The organism is Acinetobacter sp. NEB149, assembly GCF_012516415.1.
GTDB lineage: Bacteria > Pseudomonadota > Gammaproteobacteria > Pseudomonadales > Moraxellaceae > Acinetobacter > Acinetobacter lwoffii_V.
This window is the reverse complement of sequence record NZ_CP051208.1, coordinates 61,255-82,964: the sequence shown is the minus strand read 5'-3', so window position 1 is coordinate 82,964 and position 21,710 is coordinate 61,255. Positions and strand designations below refer to the sequence as shown.

Annotated in this window: 18 protein-coding genes; 8 read left to right on the top strand and 10 right to left on the bottom strand. The window is 43.2% G+C overall.

Going from position 1 to position 21,710, the window contains the following annotated elements:
* Window positions 1–2 precede the first annotated feature (2 nt).
* Genes yidD through rpmH form a run of 3 tightly spaced genes read right to left on the bottom strand, consistent with a single transcriptional unit; the run spans window position 3 to window position 889 of the window.
* On the bottom strand, window positions 3–323 hold the full coding sequence (gene yidD / locus HGD77_RS00380) for a membrane protein insertion efficiency factor YidD (protein ID WP_004281931.1): 321 nt from the start codon (window positions 321–323) through the stop codon (window positions 3–5).
* Between the two features lie 9 nt (window positions 324–332).
* The gene (gene rnpA / locus HGD77_RS00375; RefSeq protein ID WP_004281932.1) at window positions 333–725 is read right to left on the bottom strand and encodes a ribonuclease P protein component; all 393 of its coding nucleotides are present in this window, start codon (window positions 723–725) and stop codon (window positions 333–335) included.
* Between the two features lie 29 nt (window positions 726–754).
* Window positions 755–889 (bottom strand): 50S ribosomal protein L34, encoded by a 135-nt coding sequence (gene rpmH / locus HGD77_RS00370; RefSeq protein WP_000831329.1) that lies wholly within the window; start codon window positions 887–889, stop codon window positions 755–757.
* A 660-nt stretch (window positions 890–1,549) separates the two neighbouring features.
* Here rpmH and dnaA point away from each other — a divergent pair.
* From dnaA to gyrB, 4 genes are all read left to right on the top strand, one after another.
* On the top strand, window positions 1,550–2,926 hold the full coding sequence (gene dnaA / locus HGD77_RS00365) for a chromosomal replication initiator protein DnaA (RefSeq protein ID WP_004281934.1): 1,377 nt from the start codon (window positions 1,550–1,552) through the stop codon (window positions 2,924–2,926).
* Between the two features lie 109 nt (window positions 2,927–3,035).
* Window positions 3,036–4,184, top strand: coding sequence for a DNA polymerase III subunit beta (dnaN, locus tag HGD77_RS00360; RefSeq protein ID WP_004281935.1), 1,149 nt, complete (start codon window positions 3,036–3,038; stop codon window positions 4,182–4,184).
* Window positions 4,185–4,212: 28 nt separating this feature from the next.
* On the top strand, window positions 4,213–5,292 hold the full coding sequence (gene recF / locus HGD77_RS00355) for a DNA replication/repair protein RecF (protein WP_129717336.1): 1,080 nt from the start codon (window positions 4,213–4,215) through the stop codon (window positions 5,290–5,292).
* A 56-nt stretch (window positions 5,293–5,348) separates the two neighbouring features.
* Window positions 5,349–7,820, top strand: a complete 2,472-nt coding sequence (gene gyrB, locus HGD77_RS00350; protein ID WP_168730576.1) for a DNA topoisomerase (ATP-hydrolyzing) subunit B — start codon at window positions 5,349–5,351, stop codon at window positions 7,818–7,820.
* A gap of 1,182 nt (window positions 7,821–9,002) precedes the next feature.
* Here gyrB and HGD77_RS00345 read toward each other — a convergent pair.
* Together HGD77_RS00345 and HGD77_RS00340 are read right to left on the bottom strand one after the other, a co-directional pair.
* Window positions 9,003–10,166 carry a zinc-dependent alcohol dehydrogenase gene (locus HGD77_RS00345; RefSeq protein WP_005104957.1) on the bottom strand — a complete coding sequence of 388 codons (1,164 nt, stop codon included), beginning with the start codon at window positions 10,164–10,166 and terminating at the stop codon, window positions 9,003–9,005.
* Window positions 10,167–10,507: 341 nt separating this feature from the next.
* Window positions 10,508–12,439 (bottom strand): ATP-binding cassette domain-containing protein, encoded by a 1,932-nt coding sequence (locus tag HGD77_RS00340; protein ID WP_004281940.1) that lies wholly within the window; start codon window positions 12,437–12,439, stop codon window positions 10,508–10,510.
* A gap of 216 nt (window positions 12,440–12,655) precedes the next feature.
* Here HGD77_RS00340 and HGD77_RS00335 point away from each other — a divergent pair, with 216 nt between their 5' ends.
* The 4 genes from HGD77_RS00335 (at window position 12,656) to erpA (ending at window position 16,583) form a co-directional block, all read left to right on the top strand.
* Window positions 12,656–13,660, top strand: coding sequence for a putative solute-binding protein (locus HGD77_RS00335; protein ID WP_004281941.1), 1,005 nt, complete (start codon window positions 12,656–12,658; stop codon window positions 13,658–13,660).
* Window positions 13,661–13,914: 254 nt separating this feature from the next.
* A complete protein-coding gene (locus tag HGD77_RS00330) occupies window positions 13,915–14,925 on the top strand; it encodes a putative solute-binding protein (RefSeq protein WP_005094844.1) in 1,011 nt (336 codons plus the stop codon).
* A gap of 190 nt (window positions 14,926–15,115) precedes the next feature.
* A complete protein-coding gene (locus HGD77_RS00325) occupies window positions 15,116–16,126 on the top strand; it encodes a putative solute-binding protein (protein WP_228722911.1) in 1,011 nt (336 codons plus the stop codon).
* A 121-nt stretch (window positions 16,127–16,247) separates the two neighbouring features.
* The gene (gene erpA, locus HGD77_RS00320) at window positions 16,248–16,583 is read left to right on the top strand and encodes an iron-sulfur cluster insertion protein ErpA (RefSeq protein WP_004281944.1); all 336 of its coding nucleotides are present in this window, start codon (window positions 16,248–16,250) and stop codon (window positions 16,581–16,583) included.
* Between the two features lie 57 nt (window positions 16,584–16,640).
* Here erpA and HGD77_RS00315 read toward each other — a convergent pair whose 3' ends face one another.
* The 5 genes from HGD77_RS00315 to grpE all read right to left on the bottom strand — a co-directional run bounded on the left by HGD77_RS00315 (window position 16,641) and on the right by grpE (window position 21,688).
* A complete protein-coding gene (locus tag HGD77_RS00315) occupies window positions 16,641–17,018 on the bottom strand; it encodes a hypothetical protein (RefSeq protein ID WP_016806936.1) in 378 nt (125 codons plus the stop codon).
* Between the two features lie 106 nt (window positions 17,019–17,124).
* Window positions 17,125–18,033, bottom strand: coding sequence for a matrixin family metalloprotease (locus tag HGD77_RS00310; protein WP_005094835.1), 909 nt, complete (start codon window positions 18,031–18,033; stop codon window positions 17,125–17,127).
* Between the two features lie 70 nt (window positions 18,034–18,103).
* A complete protein-coding gene (blaOXA, locus tag HGD77_RS00305) occupies window positions 18,104–18,934 on the bottom strand; it encodes an OXA-134 family carbapenem-hydrolyzing class D beta-lactamase (RefSeq protein ID WP_168730575.1) in 831 nt (276 codons plus the stop codon).
* A gap of 146 nt (window positions 18,935–19,080) precedes the next feature.
* Window positions 19,081–21,021: a molecular chaperone DnaK gene (gene dnaK / locus HGD77_RS00300; protein ID WP_004647118.1), complete on the bottom strand. Its 1,941-nt coding sequence runs from the start codon at window positions 21,019–21,021 to the stop codon at window positions 19,081–19,083.
* A gap of 118 nt (window positions 21,022–21,139) precedes the next feature.
* Complete coding sequence (grpE, locus tag HGD77_RS00295; protein ID WP_004647116.1) at window positions 21,140–21,688, bottom strand: nucleotide exchange factor GrpE; 549 nt, start codon at window positions 21,686–21,688, stop codon at window positions 21,140–21,142.
* Window positions 21,689–21,710 lie beyond the last annotated feature (22 nt).

Sequence of the window (21,710 nt, the reverse complement as noted above, 5' to 3'; positions counted from 1 at the left end):
TATTACCCCAAGTGGTGAGAGTGATTTTGGTTCAATAAACGATCACGAAAGGGTACAGCAACGTGAAGCGTTTGAGAATCTATTTGCTGAAATGAAATAAAACGAATCGCTTTTGAGGGAACAGGATCATATCCCGAGCCCCCCCACGGATGACAACGGCAAATACGTTTAGTAGCCAGCCACACTCCACGCCCAGCGCCATGCATCTGGACTGCTTCCAAGGAATATTGAGAACAAGTTGGAATATAACGACAGCGCGGTCCAAGAAGAGGACTAATCGCAATCTGATAGAAACGGATCAACCAATGCAGTAAACGTACCATTGGCCAACTCTACTTTTGTGGGGAGGGGGCTATTTTTGAATGCTTTTTGGCGAGACGGTTAAGTTTCTGCCAGGCAAATTGTAATTGCTGGTGCAATTCTGCATTAGGCACTGCTTCAACACCCATTTTCGGCATGATTACAATGTCTAGGTCATCTAATTGCTGTTGATGCAGGCGAAAACTTTCGCGAGCAAGTCGTTTTACTCGATTTCTTTCGTGTGCACGTCGCACTTTCTTCTTGGCAACAACTAAACCCAAACGGCTATTTGGCAGTTCGGAATGTTTTGCAAGAAATAAGAAATGGGGTTGATGCACTTTAAAAAGCGCACCATCAAAGACACCTTTATAATCGGCAGCACAGCGTAATCGCAACTCTGTGCCAAAACTATAAAGTTTTGTCATAACACCCAAAATCGTCTTAGCGTAACTGATTAAACAGTTAAGCTATGACGACCTTTTGCACGACGGCGAGCTAATACTTGACGACCAGCTTTAGTAGCCATACGAGCACGGAAACCATGAACACGCTTACGCTTTAATTCAGACGGTTGGAATGTACGTTTCATATTGAAACTCCAAAAAATGATCTTTCTATGAAGGTCCGCGATTTTAGTGCTCATTGCTTGAGCTGTCAATGCAAAAGCGGTTTTCTTTTCAAATAAGATCAAAAAATATAAAGACCCTAGTTGTTCAGAGAACTGAATAAAAAATAGTTCAACTTAAGTTAATCACAAATTAAGTTATTGTTATATAAAGATATATAAGTTATTAACAACTCTATCAACAAAGTTATCCACATGTTATCCAGAGTTTAAATTTAACTTACGGTTTTGAATTTAAATTTGAAGTTTTTTGAGTTATCCACAAAAACCAGTGATCTTATAAATAAATTCAAATTTATAAATTTAAATTTATTACTATTAGGGAGCGCTTTTTCTATGGATAAGCCACTTTTTATTTATTTAAACATTAACTTATATTGTGGATAAAACTGTTTCTATTAATCTTATACTTTGTGGATAACTTTATGATATATTTTATCCACAGCTTGCGGGTAAACTTATCCACACTGGGTTTTAAATTTAATTTTATGCATGGTGATTTCTTTTTGCACAGTTTTTGTGGAAATTGCCATGACAGATGTGGATAACTTGGTTAGAATGGCGACCCGCTTTTGGTCGCGGTCATCTTTTTTGAATGAACAATGGAATGAATAGGGGATTCACATGCTTTGGACGGACTGCTTAAATCGCCTGCGACAAGAGCTCTCTGGAAATGTCTTTACAATGTGGATTCGCCCATTGGTTGCAGAAGAGCTGGAAGACAGCTTGCGTTTGTATGCACCTAATCCTTACTGGACGCGTTACATTCAAGAACATCATCTGGAACTGATCACGATTCTGGCAGAGCAATTGTCTGAAGGACGGGTACGCAAGGTCGAAATTTTGGTCGATTCACGTCCAGGGGCGATTTTATCTGCCAGTGAACAACCGGCGACTACGACGGCGGCATTGACTTCGACACCGATGCCGGTGCCGAAACCGAAGAAAGAAAAAGAAGACAGCGGCAAAAATAGCCGTAGACGTCAGTTGAATCCATTGTTTACCTTCTCGCTGTTTGTGGAAGGCCGATCTAACCAGATGGCGGCAGAAACCTGTCGCAAGGTACTGACCCAGCTGGGTGCTTCACAGCACAACCCGTTATTTTTATATGGTCCGACCGGTCTGGGTAAAACCCACTTGATGCAGGCTGTGGGCAATGCATTGTTGCAGGCCAAGCCGAATGCCCGAGTCATGTACATGACTGCAGAAAGTTTTGTGCAGGATTTTGTCAGTTCGTTGCAGCAGGGCAAAGTCGAAGAGTTTAAGAAAAACTGCCGTTCTCTGGATTTATTACTGGTTGATGATATTCACTTGCTGGCCGGTAAAGAAGCCAGTCTAGTCGAGTTTTTCTACACCTTTAACGCACTTCTGGACGAGTCCAAACAGATCATTCTGACTTCAGATCGTTATCCTAAAGAGCTAACCGAACTCGATCCACGTCTGGTTTCACGTTTTTCCTGGGGGTTGTCGGTCGGGGTTGAACCACCAGATATTGAAACCCGAATTGAAATTTTGCTGAAAAAAGCCGAAAGCAATCAGGTTGATTTACCTCGTAACTGTGCGCTGTTTATTGCCCAGCAGGTGGTGGCTAACGTGCGTGAGCTGGAAGGTGCGCTGAATAAAGTGGTAGCGATTTCACGTTTTAAAGGCACACCAATTGATCTGGATGTAGTGCGTGAATCTTTAAAAGATGTGCTGGCAATTCGTGCCCGTACCATCAGTACTGAAAACATTCAGCGTGTGGTCAGTGAATATTTCCGGATTCCATTGAAAGAACTGGTCGGTCCAAAACGCACTCGGATTTATGCCCGCCCACGTCAGCTGGCGATGGGTCTGGCACGTGAATTAACAGGCGACAGTTTTCCGGAAATTGGCATGGCTTTTGGGGGGCGTGATCACAGTACCGTGATGCATGCCTGCGAGAAAGTACAGAGCCTGCGGGAAGAAGATCCGATCTTTAACGAAGACTATAAAAACCTGCAACGTCTATTGCAAAGTTGACCTAAATCGCTCAAATTCTATTCTTGCTATGCGGCTGCTTTTGCCGCATAGTAAACCGTCAAAAAAATCACTTTTTCTATATTAATCTTCAGCTTTAGAGGAATGCACCGTGCGTTTAAAAATCGCGAAAGAAAGCTTACTGAATGTTCTCTCACATGTCGTAGGAGCGGTTGAACGTCGCCATACCTTGAATATCCTGTCTAACCTGAAAATTCAGGTGACTGCGCAAGCATTGACCGTGACCGGTTCCGACCTGGAAGTCGAACTGGTGGCGAGTACAGCACTGGCTGAAGGTGCATGTTTGCAGGAAGGTGAGACCACAGTTCCTGCACGTAAGCTGATTGATATCTGTAAGTCACTTCCTTCAGCGGCATTGGTGGATTTACATATTACTGAAGATCAGCGCTGTATCCTTAAATCGGGCAACAGCCGTTTTGTATTGGGGACATTGCCTGCTGATGATTATCCATTACTGAACACTGAAAACACCCAAGGCACGCAAGTAACGGTGACACAGCGTGAACTTAAACGCCTGTTCGAAAAAACTGCTTTTGCCATGGCAGTTCAGGATGTACGTTTTTATCTGACCGGTACTTTGTTGGAAATTGATGCCAATCAGTTGCGTGCTGTGACCACCGATGGCCACCGTTTGGCACTGTGTGAAACAGTGGCTCAATCTACTGCAACACAACCGATTCAGGCGATTGTGCCACGTAAGGCAGTTGCAGAATTACAGCGTCTGCTCAGCGTTGAAGATGAGCAATTATCTTTATTGATTGGTCGTGAACTGCTCAATGTGACCATCAATATGTCAAGCCGTGACAAGGAGCAGGCGGATATTATCGTACGTTTCACTACCAAGCTGATTGATGGTAAGTTCCCGGATTATCGCCGTGTGATTCCACGTGGTGGCGACAAAGTGGTGATGATCGCGCATGATGTGTTCAAGCAATCTTTGCAACGTGTAGCGATTTTAAGTAATGAAAAGCTGCGTGGTGTGTTTCTAAACTTCAATGCCGATTCTTTGCAACTTCGTGCGAATAACCCGGAGCAGGATGAAGCGATTGAAGATCTGGTGATTCAATATGCCGATTCACCGCTAGAAATGTCATTTAATGCGCAGTATCTGATTGAAGTACTTGGTGTGCTGGATGGCGATGATGTGTCAATGACCATGACTGAAGCCAACCAGTCTGTCTTGGTACAAGACCCGGCGCATACCGATCAGACTTATGTCGTTATGCCGATGCGTGTTTAAGCCGCGGCTGTTGATACTCATATAAGACATGCATATTACGCGTTTACATATTGAGCGTGTGCGGAATTTAAAGACGGTTGCTCTCCACGGATTGCAGCCGTTTAATGTTTTTTATGGCCAAAATGGTTCAGGTAAAACCTCGATTTTAGAGGCGATTCATTTGCTGGCTGCTGGTCGTTCTTTCCGTACCCATATTCCCAAAAATTATATCCAGCATGGCGCACAGGATGCGATTGTGTTTGCACAATCTGCGACTGAAAAAATTGGCATGCAAAAAATGGCTAGCGGGGAGCAGTTGATCAAGGTGAATGGTGATCTGGTCGCAACTCAGGGACAACTGGCCAAACTGTTACCCTTACAGCTGATTGATCCACAAAGTACCGATATCATCGATCATGGTGCCAAGCCACGGCGTCAATTGCTGGACTGGTTGATGTTCCACGTGGAACCAGAGTTTTATCATGCCTGGCAATATTATTCTCGTGCGCTGAAACAGCGAAACAGTCTGCTCAAAAGCAAACGTTTTCTGAGTCTGTCTGATGTAGAACCGTGGAACCAGATGCTAAGTGAATATGGTGAAATCCTGCACTCGCAACGTGTCGGCATCGTGGAACAATGGAAGCCATTTTTTGAAGATGATCTGAAACAGTTATTACCTGAATTGCAAGTCAGTCTGGAATACAGTCCGGGCTTTCATAGTGAAACCGGCCTGCTAAATGATCTGACCAACCAGCATGAAAAAGACTGTGACCGACGCTATACCGAATATGGCCCACATCGCGCAGATTTGCGTTTAAAGACCCCGATGGGGGATGCTGATGTGATCCTGTCGCGCGGGCAGAAAAAGCTGCTGATGATCGCACTAAAACTGTCGCAAATCGCAATGCTACATTCTTGTAATAAGGAAACTGTGGTATTATTAGATGATGTGACAGCAGAATTAGATTTAACCGCACAACAACGTTTAATTGAGCGATTGAGCCAACTTGGTAGTCAAGTTTTTATTACCACCTTAGACCATGAATCAGTACAAAAGCACTTACATGATTTGTCTATCTCATATCAGTTATTCAGTGTTGAAAACGGTACAGTTCAAGTTGTGCAATAATATTTTTTGAGTTTTACCCATCTTTGGATAGACCTATTTTTCACTAGGGAGAAACCATGAGTTCAGAAGATCAAGCTGCTTCTCAAACAGAACAAACCATTGAAAAGGCTTATGATTCCTCTAGCATCAAGGTATTACGTGGTTTAGACGCAGTCCGTAAGCGTCCGGGCATGTACATTGGTGATACAGACGATGGTACAGGCCTGCACCACATGGTGTTTGAAGTAGTCGACAACTCGATTGATGAAGCCTTGGCAGGCCACTGTGATGAAATTATAGTGACGATCCATGAAGATGAATCGGTTTCAGTTTCTGATAATGGTCGTGGTATTCCGACCGACATTCACCCTGAAGAAGGTGTGTCTGCAGCAGAGGTGATTTTAACCATTCTGCATGCCGGTGGTAAGTTCGACGACAACAGTTATAAAGTGTCTGGCGGTCTGCATGGTGTCGGTGTTTCCGTAGTCAACGCACTGTCTGAAAAACTCGAATTGACCATTCACCGTGCCGGTAAAATTCATGAACAAGAATACCGTCATGGCGATTCTCAATATCCATTAAAAGTAGTGGGCGATACCAATAGAACCGGTACTCGTGTCCGTTTCTGGCCAAGTGCCGAGACTTTTAGTCAGACCATTTTTAATGTTGATATTTTGGCGCGTCGTTTGCGTGAACTGTCGTTCCTGAACGCAGGTGTGCGTATTGTGCTGCGTGACGAACGCATTAATGCCGAGCATGTCTTTGATTATGAAGGTGGTCTGTCTGAGTTCGTTAAATATATTAACGAAGGCAAAACTCACCTGAATGATATTTTCCATTTCACTGCTGCACAGGCCGATAACGGTATTACGGTAGAAGTCGCATTGCAGTGGAATGATTCTTATCAAGAAAATGTACGTTGCTTTACCAACAACATCCCGCAAAAGGATGGTGGTACGCATTTGGCCGGTTTCCGTGCTGCGTTGACCCGTGGTTTAAACAACTACATGGACAGCGAAAATATCCTGAAAAAGGAAAAAGTTGCGGTATCGGGTGATGATGCGCGTGAAGGCCTGACTGCCATCGTGTCAGTCAAAGTACCTGATCCAAAATTCTCTTCACAGACCAAAGAAAAACTGGTGTCGAGTGAAGTGAAAACGGCTGTTGAACAGGCCATGAACAAGGCATTTTCTGAATATTTATTGGAAAATCCACAAGCAGCCAAAGCGATTGCTGGCAAGATCATTGATGCAGCACGTGCGCGTGATGCAGCGCGTAAAGCACGCGAAATGACACGTCGTAAGAGTGCGCTGGATATTGCCGGTCTTCCAGGTAAACTGGCCGATTGTCAGGAAAAAGATCCAGCTTTGTCTGAACTGTACCTGGTCGAGGGTGATTCTGCAGGTGGTTCGGCAAAGCAAGGTCGTAACCGTAAAATGCAGGCGATTTTACCGCTGAAAGGTAAGATCCTGAACGTGGAACGTGCCCGTTTTGACCGCATGATTTCCTCTGCTGAAGTCGGTACGCTGATTACCGCATTGGGCTGTGGTATTGGTCGTGAAGAATATAATCCGGACAAACTGCGTTATCACAAAATCATTATCATGACCGATGCTGACGTGGATGGTTCGCATATCCGTACCTTACTGTTGACGTTCTTCTTCCGTCAAATGCCGGAACTTGTGGAACGTGGTCATATTTATATCGCACAGCCACCATTATATAAGCTGAAAAAAGGCAAGCAGGAACAGTACATCAAGGACAATGATGCACTGGAAACTTACCTAATTTCGAATGCGATTGATGAGCTGGAACTGCATATCAGTGCAGAAGCGCCTGCGATTCGTGGTGAAGTACTGGCGAATGTGATTGCTGATTATCAGACTTCCCAGAAGAGCTTGGCACGTTTGACCCAGCGTTATCCTGCGAGTCTGCTTGATGCACTACTTTCACTGGAAGGTTTTAAGCTGGATCAGCTGGAAGACAAAACCTATGTGGAAACATGGGGTGAGAATCTGCGTGCAGCGATTGAAGCCATTCAGCCAACATTACGTCCAGAATTAACCCTGGAGCGTTTTGAAAAAGAACTGGCAGATGGTCAAAAAACTGCAAGCTGGTTGCCACGTATCACGATCTATGTACATAACTTGCCACATAGCTACCTGTTAGACTCAGTACTGTTAGGTTCAAGTGAATATGCACGTTTATTAAAGAATTCAAAGAGCTGGTTTAGTCTGCTTGAAGATGGTGCATATTTGCAAAAAGGCGATCGCAAGATTCAGGTCAGCAATTTCCATCAGGTTTGGCAACATATCTTGCAGGACTCACGTCGTGGCATGATGATCCAGCGCTATAAAGGTCTGGGCGAGATGAATGCGGAACAGTTGTGGGAAACCACCATGGATCCAGACAACCGTAACATGCTGCAAGTGACAGTTACCGATGCGATTGAAGCGGATCGTATGTTCTCTTGCTTGATGGGCGATGACGTAGAACCACGTCGTGCTTTCATTGAAGAAAATGCCTTGAATGCAGATATTGATGCATAACTCTTCAGGATAAAATCAGATATAAAAAAGCGCCTTTCGAGGCGCTTTTTTTAGACCAATTTTTTTACTCATATCCTGTGAGCTAGGCAAAATAAAGTAATTTTGGACCGATTTTTAGATATGGAACGGGTTCATTTAGGTTTTAAAAAGCCAAGTTGAGTAAGCCAAATCGACTCTAAGAAAGGGTTTATGTATAGAGATTACCAACTCGGGAGAATACCTGAAATCTGGAGTGAATCTATCGTTATAAAAATGATCTGCATCAGAACTTCTAAAATAATTTTTGAATAGGAAAGTGAGGTAGAAAGAAGTTCTTTATACGATGAGAAGTTTGCATGCAGTTAACGACACTAGGTGAAAACTGGATCAGTCAAAGTGGTATTTAAAGATGCGTGTAATAAAAACAGATCGAATACTTTAGGTGGATTCGACTAAAAAATAATAAATCGCCTATTCAGAAGATCCAATATCTCAAAAATAAATAAAAAGCTGCTAAAACTAAATTTTAAATTTTAAATAGCTTATAAGAAACTTGGTCTAATACGCTAAATAATACGTGAATAATATTGCTTCAAGCATCTAGAAAGCCTGATCAGAGATGTGGATAACTCTAAAGTTACCCATAATTTTTATGTGAATAAGATAGTATTTTTCCGCAAGCTTTAATCCACGTATTAATTCTTTATTTTAAATTCAAATTTGAAATCGATTATCTTGTGGATAAGTGTTTTTAAATTTAAAATAGCATTTTAAATTTAAAGCTAGATTTGGCGATATATTGCTAGTATGACCAGACTATTCCTTGGATTGGCTTTAAAATAAAAAATTATTATAAATTAAATACTTGTAAATATAGTGTAGTTTCTCTAATCATTACCGTGGAACATATTGTTAACTAAAAACTCAAGATGTAGCTAAACTACATAATTGATTTAATAATCAAGTGAACTTTCATTTTTATTTAAAATCATACTTTTATCGATTTTTGCTTAACTTTTTTATTTCTCATTTTTGAGTTATTTCTTGATTTCATTATTGAAAATCGGGCATTTCTTTTATTACTCGATAGAAAAGAGGGAGGGAATCGCTGAAATGATATTGATTAGGAACAAGAAAAAGAGGATTGATAAAATGACGATGAAAAATAAAAAAGCGCCTGACGGCGCTTTTTTTTAATCATATTTATGGTGTTAGAATGACTTTACGACAGTCTTCTTCCTTTTTATCAAAAATACGGTAACCTTCCGCAGCATCTTCCAGTTTCATGCGATGGGTAATAATCAGATCTGGAGACAGATCTCCATTTTCAATATGTTCTAGCAACTGCGGCAAGTAATTATGCACATGGGTTTGTCCCATTTTAAAGGTCAAACCTTTGTCAAAGGCATCACCAAACAGGAAGCCATGAATTGGACCGGCATAAACTCCAGGTACACTCACCACACCGCCGCGACGGACCGCTGCAATACATTGTCTTAGCGCTGAACCACTCGAACCTTCTAATTTCAGGTTGGTCATTACGGTTTCCAGCATGCTACCTTTGGCTTCAAAACCGACCGCATCAATGACGGCATCGACTCCACGATAACCCGTGGTATTTTGAATGATAAATTCAGCGGCATCGACTTCATCAAAATTGACCGGAATCACCCCATAGGTTTGATGTGCGAAACTCAGACGATAAGGATGGTGATCGACCATAAAAATCTGCTCGGCACCGAGCATCCGCGCACAGGCAGCAGCCAGCAGACCGACTGGGCCAGCACCATAAATCGCCACACTGGAACCTCGACCAACTTGGGCATTGTTCACTGCTTGCCAGGCGGTTGGCAGAATATCGGTCAGGAATAATACTTTTTCATCAGGCAGGGAACCCGGCACCTTAAATGGTCCGACATTGCCTTTGGGGATCCGTACATATTCAGCCTGACCACCCGGTATACCACCATACAGATGGCTAAAGCCAAATAAAGCTGCCCCTGGTGGGATCTGTTTTTTGTTGAGAATTGCACCACGGCCGGTATTGGTATTTTCACAGGCAGCCATGAGTTCATGTTCACAGAAAAAACAGTGACCGCATGCAATCACAAAGGGAATAATCACCCGGTCACCTTTTTTGACTTCGGTTACTTCAGGGCCGACTTCTTCTACAATTCCCATAAATTCATGGCCGAAAATATCACCGTCTTCAGTGGCCGGGATTTTCCCCCGGTATAAATGCAGATCTGAGCCACAGATGGCGGTGGCTGTCACCCTTAAAATAACGTCATCTGGTTCCTGAATCACTGGATCTGGAACGGATTCAACTCGTACATCCCGAGCACCATGATAGGTAAGAGCACGCATGCGGATTTCCTCTTTCTAGTTCAACATTAAACAGACTCGTATCAAGGCTGCCAAAAATTAAAAAACACTTGTATTAGAGCCTTAGGATGAAACAGCGCGCTGTAAATTAATGTATGAAATAAGGCATCCAACTGTTTAAAAAATAAACTTATATAGGGTTTGTGTAATTCATGACCTTATGTGTCGAATGAATAGAAAAGAACAGAATTAAAGAAACATCTAGACGTAGATGAAAAAATACAGGGGGGAAAATGGAAGAGAAAACATTAAAAATAGTGAATAAAAAAGAGATGAACAACGTTGGTCATTCATCTCTTATCTTAAATCTTACTAAAAGAGCTTTAGAACGTCTGTTCCAGACTTTCCAGTTCCATCATCAGTTCTAGCATTTGCTCTTCGGCTGTTTCCAGTTTGGCTTTTAGCTCGGTTTGCTCATTCATCAGTTTCAGCAAATCATTTTTACGTGATGCTTCGTATAAAGCACTGTCACCCAGCAGGTTTTCAATTTCAATCAGTCGCGGCTGTAGTTTGGCCATCTGTGCTTCGCATTTTTCAATATTCTTGCGAATCGGACGACTTAGTTCCCGCTGGCGAGCAGCTTCCTTACGTTGTGCTTCCTTGTCCAGTTTGGAAATAGTCGGTTTGACTTCGACTTGGGATTTCACCGGTTCTGCTGGCTTTTGCCCATTTTTAATCATCTCAATACGGGCTTGGCGTAACCAGTCAGCATAGGCAGTAAGATCACCATCAAACTCACGGCATTGACCATTATGTACCAGTAGTAGTTCATCACAGACGCTGGCGATGAGCTGACGTTCATGCGAAACCAGAACCACCGCACCCTGGAAATCTTGCAAAGCCATAGTCAGTGCATGACGCATATCTAAGTCTAAATGGTTGGTCGGCTCATCCAGAATCAGTACATTCGGACGCTGCCAAACAATCAGTGCTAGGGCCAAACGTGCACGTTCACCGCCTGAGAAGCTTTCGCTTGGCGTATCCATACGTTCGCCACTAAAACCGAAACTACCCAAGAAGGAGCGTAGACTGGCTTCACTGATTTTTTTATCTGCGATACGTGCTAGCTGTAACATTGGGCTGGCATTACCATCCAGTGCATCCATTTGATGCTGGGCAAAATAACCAATATTCAGTAATTCTGAATCTTTCCGCAGACCCTGAATCAGTTTTAGGTCACCGACCAGCGATTTAATCAGCGTGGATTTACCGGCACCATTCATCCCAAGCAAACCGATCCGGCTGTTTGGCGTGATCTGTAAATTTACATTGGTGACAATCAGCTTGTCGCCATAACCAATATCGGCATGTTCCAGTTGCAATAACGGCGAACTCATTTTGGTCGGTTCACGGAAACTGAAAGTAAATGGCGTATCGACATGCGCAGCAGACAGTTCCTGCATACGTTCCAGTTGCTTGATCCGGCTTTGGGCCTGTTTGGCTTTGGTCGCTTGCGCTTTAAAACGGTCAATATATTTTTGCAGATGTGCGCGGGTTTCCAGCTGCTTTTCATACGCCTGTTGCTGCTGTGCCAGACGTTCACTACGGGTACGCTCGAAAGTCGAGTAGTTGCCGGTATATAAAATCAGTTCCTGATTTTCGATATGTAAAATGTGATCGGTAATCGCATCGAGGAAATCCCGGTCATGCGAAATCAGCACCAGCGTACCTTCATAAGCCTTGAGCCAGTCTTCTAGCCAGAGAATCGCATCCAGGTCCAGATGGTTGGTCGGTTCATCGAGGAGTAGTAAATCTGAACGGCTCATCAAGGTACGCGCCAGATTCAGACGCATACGCCAGCCACCGGAAAAACTTGAAACATCCAGCTGTGATTGATGTTCAAAGAAGCCCAGACCCGCCATCAGCTGCGAGGCTTTGGCAGGAGCCGAATAACCTGAAATTTCATCAAAACGGCCATATAAATGTGCCAGTTCTGCATCATCCAGTTGATCCGGCTGATCGAGTTTTTGCTGAATATCCCAGTATTCTTCATCGCCCGACAATACGAAATCAATGGCTTTCATATTCAGTGCTTTGATTTCCTGAGCCATATGCGCCACGGTCCATACCGCAGGTCGGGTCAGCGAACCGGTGTCCGATTCCATGCCGCCGAGCAAGGCTGAAAACAGGGTTGATTTTCCAGCACCATTGACACCGGTTAGGCCAATTTTCCATCCTGGGTGTAACTGCATCGACGCTTTTTGAAATAAAACACGTCCACCGCGACGTATAGATAACTGGTCTAACTGAATCATTGAGAAATCAAAGCTAAGAAATAAGATGCGCCTATTCTAAAGGAAAGCCCTGTGAAAATGAAAAATCTTACCGATTTTGCTGAAATGAATCAGTTTTCATCTCTGTCAATTGATTTGGGATAGACGCATAAGTTGAGTAAAAGCTCTATTTTATGCATGAACAGTGGTTTATAGTTCAGGCTGATCGAGTAAAAAATACCATAGAGTCAAATAAAAATGAAAAAGGGATGTTTAATTTTGTCGGCACTGGGTCTTTTGGTGTCGACTTCAACTCAAGCCAGAGTGAATGTCTGTGTTTTTGATTTGCTGGGAAAATCTGGTGAGTCTTATAAGCTGCTGGAGGAATGGGCGCTGGCAGCAAAAGGCTGGGGTGCCGAAATTCAGCTAAACGCCTATCAGGATGAAGCCAAAGTCGATCAGGATGTCAAAGCAGGAAAATGTGATGCTTTCTATATGACTTCGATGCGTGCCCGCGCCTATAATAAATTTGCCGGATCGATTGATGCAATTGGCGGCGTGCCGAATAATGACATTGCCATGAAAGCCATCAGCTATGTGCTGGATAAACGCAATAGCAAACGCCTGATCACCCAGATTGGCAAAGAAAAATTCGAAGTAGCAGGCATCGGCCAGATTGGGCCAGCCTATATTTTTGTTCGTGATCGTACTCTAAATAAACTGGAACAGGTCAAAGGCAAGAAATTTGCTGTGCTGCATTATGACTATGCGCAAAAAATCATGGTCGACCGGATTGAAGCCGTACCGGTCATGTCGGAAATTTCCAATTTTATTCGCAAGTTTAATCAGGGCGAAGTGGATATTGTCGCTGCACCGGCTTATGCATTTAAACCACTGGAATTACAGAAAGGACTAGGCCGTCAAGGCGCAATGATTAATTTTCCGGTAATTAATGTCACTGCCGATCTGATTATTCGTCAGGAAAAGTTCCCGGCAAGCTTTGCCGCGCAATCCCGAAACTGGTTTGTAAAACAGTTACCGCGCAGCTTTGCCATGGTGAAGCGTATGGAAGCTGAGATTCCAAGCAAATATATTTTGAATCTAAGCCGTGAAGACCGCGTGGCCTATCAAAAGATTTTGCGTGATGGGCGGATCGATTTAACCCGGCAGGGGATTTATGATCAGGGCATGATGAATGTATTGAAACGCGCGCGTTGTACAGTTGAACGAACCAATTTTGAGTGTTCGATTGGTGGTGAATAAATCTGAAATCATGTATATCTTTGTAACTATATCTGGGTAAATGTAATTATAAGAAAGCAGTTTTAAATATTAAGATATTGATATTTAAATATATATTTAAAAATAATCTATGCAAATAATACTGATTTATCTTTATAGGCCAAAATGCCGGTTTTAAATGGAGTAAATGCTCTATTTTTTTTAATTAAACTTGCTTAATATTTGTCCCGTGTACGGACACTCAGCGAATAACAAGATTTCAAAGGATAACTACAATGAAAAAAACACTCTTATCATTGGCTGCATTCTCTGCATTTGGTTTTGCAAGTGCGGCGCATGCAGAAAAAGTCGATATCTGTGTGTTTGACTTACTGGGTAAATCCGGTGAGTCTTTCCAGATGGCGCAAGAATGGGCACTGGCTGCAAAAGGCTGGGGCGCAGAAATCAATCTGATTGCCCGTCAGGATGAAGCGGTTGCCGACAATGACTTCAAGGCCGGTAAATGTGATGGTGTGTTTATGACCGCCATGCGTGCCCGTCAATACAATAAATTTGCCGGTTCTATTGATGCACTGGGCGGTGCACCAAGTAATGCCATTGCCCAGCGTGCGATCAGTTTTGCTCTGGACAAACGTAATGCAGCGAAAATGGTCAGTAATATGGGCGGCAAAAAATACGAAATTGCCGGTATTTCACCGTTGGGTTCAGCATTTATTTTTGTTCGTGACAAGAATATCAATTCGATTGAAAAAGCCGCAGGGAAGAAATTCGCCGTACTCGGCTATGACGATGCCCAGAAAATCATGGTACAGCGCGTCGGTGCGCAGGCAGTGATCTCCGATGTTTCTAACTTTGTCGCCAAATTTAACAATGGTCAGGTGGATATGGTCGGTGCACCTGCTTATGCCTACAAGCCATTAGAAATCTATAAAGGTCTGGGTAATAACGGCGCAATGTTTAATTTCCCGGTACTGCATGTCACCTCTGATTTTGTGATTCGTCCGGAAAAATTCCCCGCAGGTTTTGGACAGAAATCGCGTGACTGGTTTATCAAAAACCTGCCAAAGAGCATGGGGATGATCAGCCGTCTGGAAGCGGGTATTCCGTCGAAATATAAAATGAATCTGAGCGCTGAAGATAAAACCAAGTATCAGAAAATGTTACGTGATGGCCGGATGGATATGACCAAACGCGGAATCTATGATGCCAGCATGATGTCGGTCTTAAAACGTGCACGCTGTTCTGTCGATAAGGCCAACTTTGAATGTTCAATTGCTGGCGAATAATCTGATTTTTAAAGAAAAAAGCTTAGATTGATCTAGGCTTTTTTTATGGCTGATCCAGGTCAGATCTGCCATTGTGCAGCGAATAAAATAGCTTAAGCTTGATTAACTATTAAATTCGCATGTTTTATATAAAAAACAATCACATGTGACTAAAAGTGCAATAACAAAAACAAGCGATAAGGAAATGAGGATGATCCATAGAGGATGGAAAGCACTGGCATTGGCTACGGCGACACTGGCTGTTTCAGGTCTGGCGCAAGCTAAACAGGTGATTTGCGTATTTGATCTGGTTGGTAAAAACGGTGATGTCTATAGTGTGATGAAAGACTATCAGTTGGCGGCCAAAAATTGGGGTGCAGATGTCGAACTGCGGGTGAATACCAATGAAGCGGTGGTTGCAGAAGATTTTAAAGCTGGAAAATGTGACGGCATTAGTGTGACCGGGATGCGTGGCCGTCAGTTCAATAATTTTACCGGTTCACTCGATGCTATTGGCGCGATTCCAGATCTGAATCTGGCGGTTAAAGTCATGCAGGGCTTGGCCAGTCCCACCTTCGCCAAACAAATGTTGCAAGGTAAATATGAAATTGTTGGAGTGATTCCGGTAGGTGATGCTTTTCTGTTAGTGAATGACCGCAGTATCAATACCGTTGCCAAAGCAGCAGGCAAGAAAATTGCGGTACTAAGCCATGACGAAGCACAAAAAATCATGGTACAGCAGGTCGGTGCACAAGCAGTGAGTGCCGAAATTAGCAATTTTGCCAGTATGTTTAACAATGGTCAGGTGGATATTATCGGTGCACCAGCTGCGGCATTTAAGCCTTTAGAATTACATAAGGGGTTAGGTAGTAAAGGTGCGATTGTGAATTATCCGGTATTGCAGGTTACCGGTAATATTATTATCCGTCCCGATAAATTCCCGGCCGGATATGGACAAAAATCACGTGAATGGGTCAAGAGCCAGTTACCGCGTGCCTTTGGTATTTTGGGGAAAATGAAATCAGATATTCCATCAAAATACTGGATGGATATTCCTGCGGCAGATAAACCGGGTTATCAAAAAATGATGCGGGATTCCCGAATTGACCTGACTAAACGCGGCGTTTATGACAAACGTATGATGAAATTGTTATGGCAATTCCGCTGCAAACAGAACCCGAAAAACTTTGAATGTGCCTTACAGGATGAGAACTACAAATAATCCTGATAAAATTACTCTGATTTGACTTTTAATCTGTAGAGACTGACCATATATTGAGTGTGCTATACTTAAATATGGTCTTTTCTTTTTAAAGACATTCCATTCAACAGAGGAATCCGCCATGAATGCCCAAGCGCTTGTGCTCACCGACAATGCCGCAAATAAAGTACGCCAGTTGCGTGACAGTGAAGGTAACCAAGACTTAATGCTCCGTGTCTATGTGACCGGTGGCGGCTGTTCAGGTTTCTCTTATGGCTTTAATTTTGCAGAAAGCCAGAATGAAGATGATGCAGAATTTGCCAATGGCGATGTTAAAGTCCTGGTCGATTCATTGAGTTATCAATATCTGGTCGGTTCGGTGGTAGATTATTTAGAAGGTCTGGAAGGTTCACGTTTTGTGGTACAAAACCCGAATGCGACCACGACCTGTGGTTGTGGATCTTCATTCTCGATCTAAATCCATGCACAAAAAAAAGTCCTCTCAATGAGGACTTTTTTATATCTGGAAGAACGTTTAGCTATCCAGTTTTACCGCTTCAAGCAGGTCAAAGATCACGGTAGTGACATCCTGACTCAACTCGCGGTTATTGAAAATTTCATAGGCGCTAATGGTAATGTCGGTATCGCTTGGCAACAGACGCTGTTCTTCTTCGATCAGGTCATTGATCGGTAATAAGGTCTGTTTGATTTCCAGATGCAGAATATCTTTATATTCCAGATTTTCATCGTCGAGTTCAATCAGTTGTTCATTGAAATAAGGCAGCAAAATCGAATGAAGATAGGGTTGGATGTCCTCGATATCAAAGATTTCGATATCACGGGTTTCATCAATCGTACTAATGTGGTCATTTACTTCAATTAAAATATGGTAGTAACTCACACGAATCTCCAAAGATGGCCTGAACAATGTAGCCAATCACAATAACATGAAATCAGAATAGAGTGTTTTTTTATAATACTTATACACTTAAATTAATTAGGGAATTCAAGCTGATCACTTAACGGTTATAAAGCAAGGTCTTGTCTGCAGGTCGCAGCTGGAAGTGTTGCAGATTCTGTTTACCCAGCACCGGATACATCAGTGCTTCCGGGTCATTATGGTGATACAGCCCCAAGGCATGTCCGAGTTCATGTGCCAGAGTCAGACGGAGATCATCTTCTGCATCAAACTGATAGACATGAATTTGATCACCCATAAACACGCCTTTATGAAATTCGCGGGCAGGGAAACGCTGTTGGGCTTGAATGATATTCTGCTGATGGTTTTGCAGACCATGTTGATGCATGGAAACATTCATATTAAAGGAACTTTGCTGTTCCTGAAGGTACTGAAGTTCCCGTTGAAAACTTTCCGATTTGCGCTGTAAAGCCAAAACCTCATATTCAATCTGCTCATGTTCATAAGCAGATAAATTTGGCTGACGGCGTCGTTGCTGTAAGGCCTGAAATTCACTATTCATCTGATCTCTTTGCTGGATCAGGCGTTGCTGCTGACTTTCCAGATGCTGATGGGATGCTTCCAGATTTTTGACCTGACGTTGATACTTGGCGTCATCTGCCAGCAACTGTTTTTCGACTTTCTTCAAGGCATCATAGTCTTGCTGGCGTTGATCATAGATCAGGTGAATACTCAGCCTGGCATTTTCATCATAGACCATCAAATCATCACGATTGCTTCCCTGATGCCAGATTTCGATCGCTTCCTTGCTCAGTTGAATGACCTGATCTTTACTTAGTCCAAAGCCTGAATCGACCTGATCAATCCGGAAACGTAAGCGTGTATCGAAAGGATGCGTCAAGCGATCAGCCAGCGAGTTATAGCGCAGTTGAGGATGGGTTTGGGCCTGCATATGTAGATAGGCAGACATGATCAATCCCACTACGAGCAGACAGAGCAGAAGACGCATATTTTTTATTTAAATGTCTATTTTTTAAAAATATAGCTTAATTTTAATGCCTTTCCCATGCTTATTTGCATCATCCTTCAGCTTTTGGATAAAGCCCTAATTCGGCCAAAGCCTGCTGCAAAATTTCAAGGCGGATCGCCGGATCTATACCATTTTGCATCTGCATATTGAGTGAAAATGCCACGATTTCAGCCTGCGGTGTTTCAACCCAGCCGGTGAGCCAGCCGACTTGCGGTTCCACATCCATGCCCCAACCGGATTTGACATATAGTCGATAAGCTTTCCGCTCCTGTAAAAATAACATGGCTTTGACTTGTTGCTGGACTTGAGGATCAAGGGCCAGTTGCTCTCGGGCCAACGCAGAAACAAATTGGACTTCCTGTTTTGGAGTAACTTTCAAAGGGCCTACCAACCAGAAGTTATCGACCTGTTGACCAATCTGCTGATTACCAAATTGGATGCGTTGTACTTCCTGTTGCATCAATTCAAGGCCAATGCGACGTGCCAGTTCCTGATACACGGGTACAGCAGAAGCTTGCATGGCTTCGCCGAGAGTCATGTCTTTTTCCCAGGCTGCAAAACTGCGTTTCTTGCCATCCCATTTAAAAATTTCATTGGTTGTGGCTTTGCCATGTTGCAGGCCAATCAGGGCATTGAGCATTTTAAAAGTAGAGGCGGGAACATATTCGGTATCTGCACGGCTTAAATCATTACCATAAACCTGTATCTGTTGACCACGCTGAATCACTAGAACACCCGCGCTTTGCGCCTGATCAAATAATTGGGCAATGGCTTGAGTCGATTGAGTCGAAGTGCTTTGAGATAGGAGAGATGAAACGGGCAGGCTACACGCTGTCAGGCCCAAGCAACTAAGTAAAGGCAGCAAAATCAGAATTTTCATGGGTTCAGGGTATTTTAATGTTGGATTTAACTTAAACAGCTTTTCCTGAAAATACGATCAAATTTTAGTAATTTTTATTTTATTCTTTTAAGTCGAGACATAAAAAAACCGCGCTTTCGCGCGGTTTTTTCAGTTAAAGCGACAAATTATTTTTTGTCATCTTTCACTTCAGTGAACTCAGCATCTACAACGCCGTCGTCCGCTTTTTGAGATTGACCTTCGCCGCCTTGGAATGCATTCGGGTCAAAACCTTGCGCACCGCCTTGGCCTTGAGCAGCTTCATATGCACGTTGTGTAATTGGCATGATGATATTTTGCAGCGCTTCAGTTTTCGCTTTGATTTCTTCAACGTCATTTTCTTTAGTTGCAGCTTCAAGCTCAGAAACCGCCGTTTCAACAGCAGTTTTTTCGTCAGCTGTTACTTGTTCACCAAGATCTTTCACTGCTTTTTGTGAAGAAGCAACTAAAGCATCCGCTTCGTTACGAGCTTTTGCAAGCTCTTCAAACTTACGGTCTTCTTCAGCATTTGCTTCAGCATCTTTGATCATTGCTTCGATTTCAGCATCAGACAAACCTGAGTTTGCTTTAATCTGGATCGATTGCTCTTTACCAGTGCTCTTGTCTTTCGCAGATACTTTCAAGATACCATCAGCATTGATGTCGAAAGATACTTCAATTTGTGGCACACCACGTGGCGCAGGTGGAATGTCACCTAACTGGAAGTTACCCAACAGTTTGTTTTGCTGCGCCATTTTACGTTCACCTTGGTAAACTGAAATGTCTACAGCAGGCTGGTTGTCCGCAGCAGTTGAGAATACTTGAGATTTCTTCGCAGGAATCGTGGTGTTTTTCTCGATGATTGCAGTCAACACGCCGCCCATGGTTTCAATACCAAGTGTCAACGGAGTTACGTCAAGTAGAAGTACGTCAGTTTTGTCACCTGAAAGTACCGCACCTTGAATCGCAGCACCCATGGCGACTGCTTCGTCAGGGTTTACGTCTTTACGTGGCTCTTTACCGAAGAACTCTTGAACCTTCTGTTGAACCATTGGCATACGTGATTGACCACCCACTAGGATCACGTCAGAGATGTCAGAAGTCGAAAGACCAGCATCTTTAAGCGCAATACGGCAAGGCTCAATGGTACGCGCAACCAGGTCAGCAACCAGACCTTCTAATTTTGCACGTGTTACGTTGATCACTAAGTGTTTAGGACCAGTCGCATCAGCAGTGATGTATGGAAGGTTGATTTCAGTTGCATTTGAAGATGAAAGTTCGATCTTCGCTTTCTCAGCAGCTTCTTTTAAACGCTGTAACGCCAGTGGATCTTGTTTCAGGTTAAAGTTTTGTTCTTTCTTGAACTCTTCAACCAGGAACTCGATTAACGCGTTATCGAAGTCTTCACCACCTAGGAATGTGTCACCGTTAGTCGACAATACTTCGATTTGCTGGTCACCATCAAGGTCAGCAATTTCAATGATTGAAACGTCGAAAGTACCACCACCCAAGTCATAAACCGCGATTTTACGATCGCCTTCTTTCTTGTCCATACCGAACGCAAGTGCCGCAGCAGTTGGCTCGTTGATGATACGTTTAACTTCTAAACCTGCAATTTTACCTGCATCTTTAGTTGCTTGACGTTGTGCATCGTTGAAGTAAGCAGGAACAGTAATAACAGCTTCAGTTACGGTTTCGCCCAGGTAATCTTCAGCAGTTTTCTTCATCTTTTTCAAGATTTCAGCAGAAACCTGTTGTGGCGCCAATTTTTTGTCGTTGACATCAACCCAAGCATCACCGTTGTCTGCTTTGATGATTTTGTAAGGAACTAAACCGATATCTTTTTGTACCGCTTGGTCTTCATAACGACGACCGATGAGACGTTTGATCGCGAACAATGTGTTTTTCGGATTTGTTACTGCTTGACGCTTTGCAGATTGACCTACCAGAATTTCGCCATCTTTATAGGCAATAATAGATGGAGTGGTACGTGCGCCTTCAGCGTTTTCGATTACTTTAACTTTGTCGCCTTCAAGTACTGCAACACATGAGTTTGTAGTACCTAAGTCAATACCAATGATTTTAGCCATTTGGATGTTTCCTCTAAAATTTTTTTGTGATTTACACTTGTTATCCGATATGAGAGCCGTTCGATTTTTTTCAAGTAAATTTTTTGAAAAATTTCACAAACTCCCGAAATTATTTGGCTTAAGCGCCGACCATCACCATAGCAGGACGCAATAAGCGACTGTTGAGCGTGTAGCCCTTTTGCAAAACAGTCCCAATTTCATTGGCTTTGGCATTTGGATCAATCCCGACTGCCTGGTGCAGGTCAGCATTGAAACCGTTGTTGGTGTCTACTGCCACAACCCCGAATTTCTCCAAGGTATGCAATAACGATTTAAGGGTCAGTTCAACGCCTTCACGTAATGGTGTTTGCTCTTCACCTGCAGCCACAATGGCACGCTCCAGATTGTCGACTGTTTCTAGAAGCTCTTTAGAGAACTTTTCCAGAACCGTATCTTTATGCTTTTCAGATTCACGCTGAATACGTTCAACACTTTTTTGTGCTTCATAGACTGCATTGGCGGTACGGGCTTTTTCTAACTTTAAATCACCTTCAAGCTGCGCAATCTGCTCTTGTAAAGACTCAACGGAAACTTCAGCCTGCTCGGTTTCAGCTTGAGTTTGCGCTGTATCTTGTTCCGCTTGCTCTTGCTCAAGTTGTTGAGCTTGCTCGTTTTGCTCAGTCGCCATTGATTTACTCCGTTTAAATGGG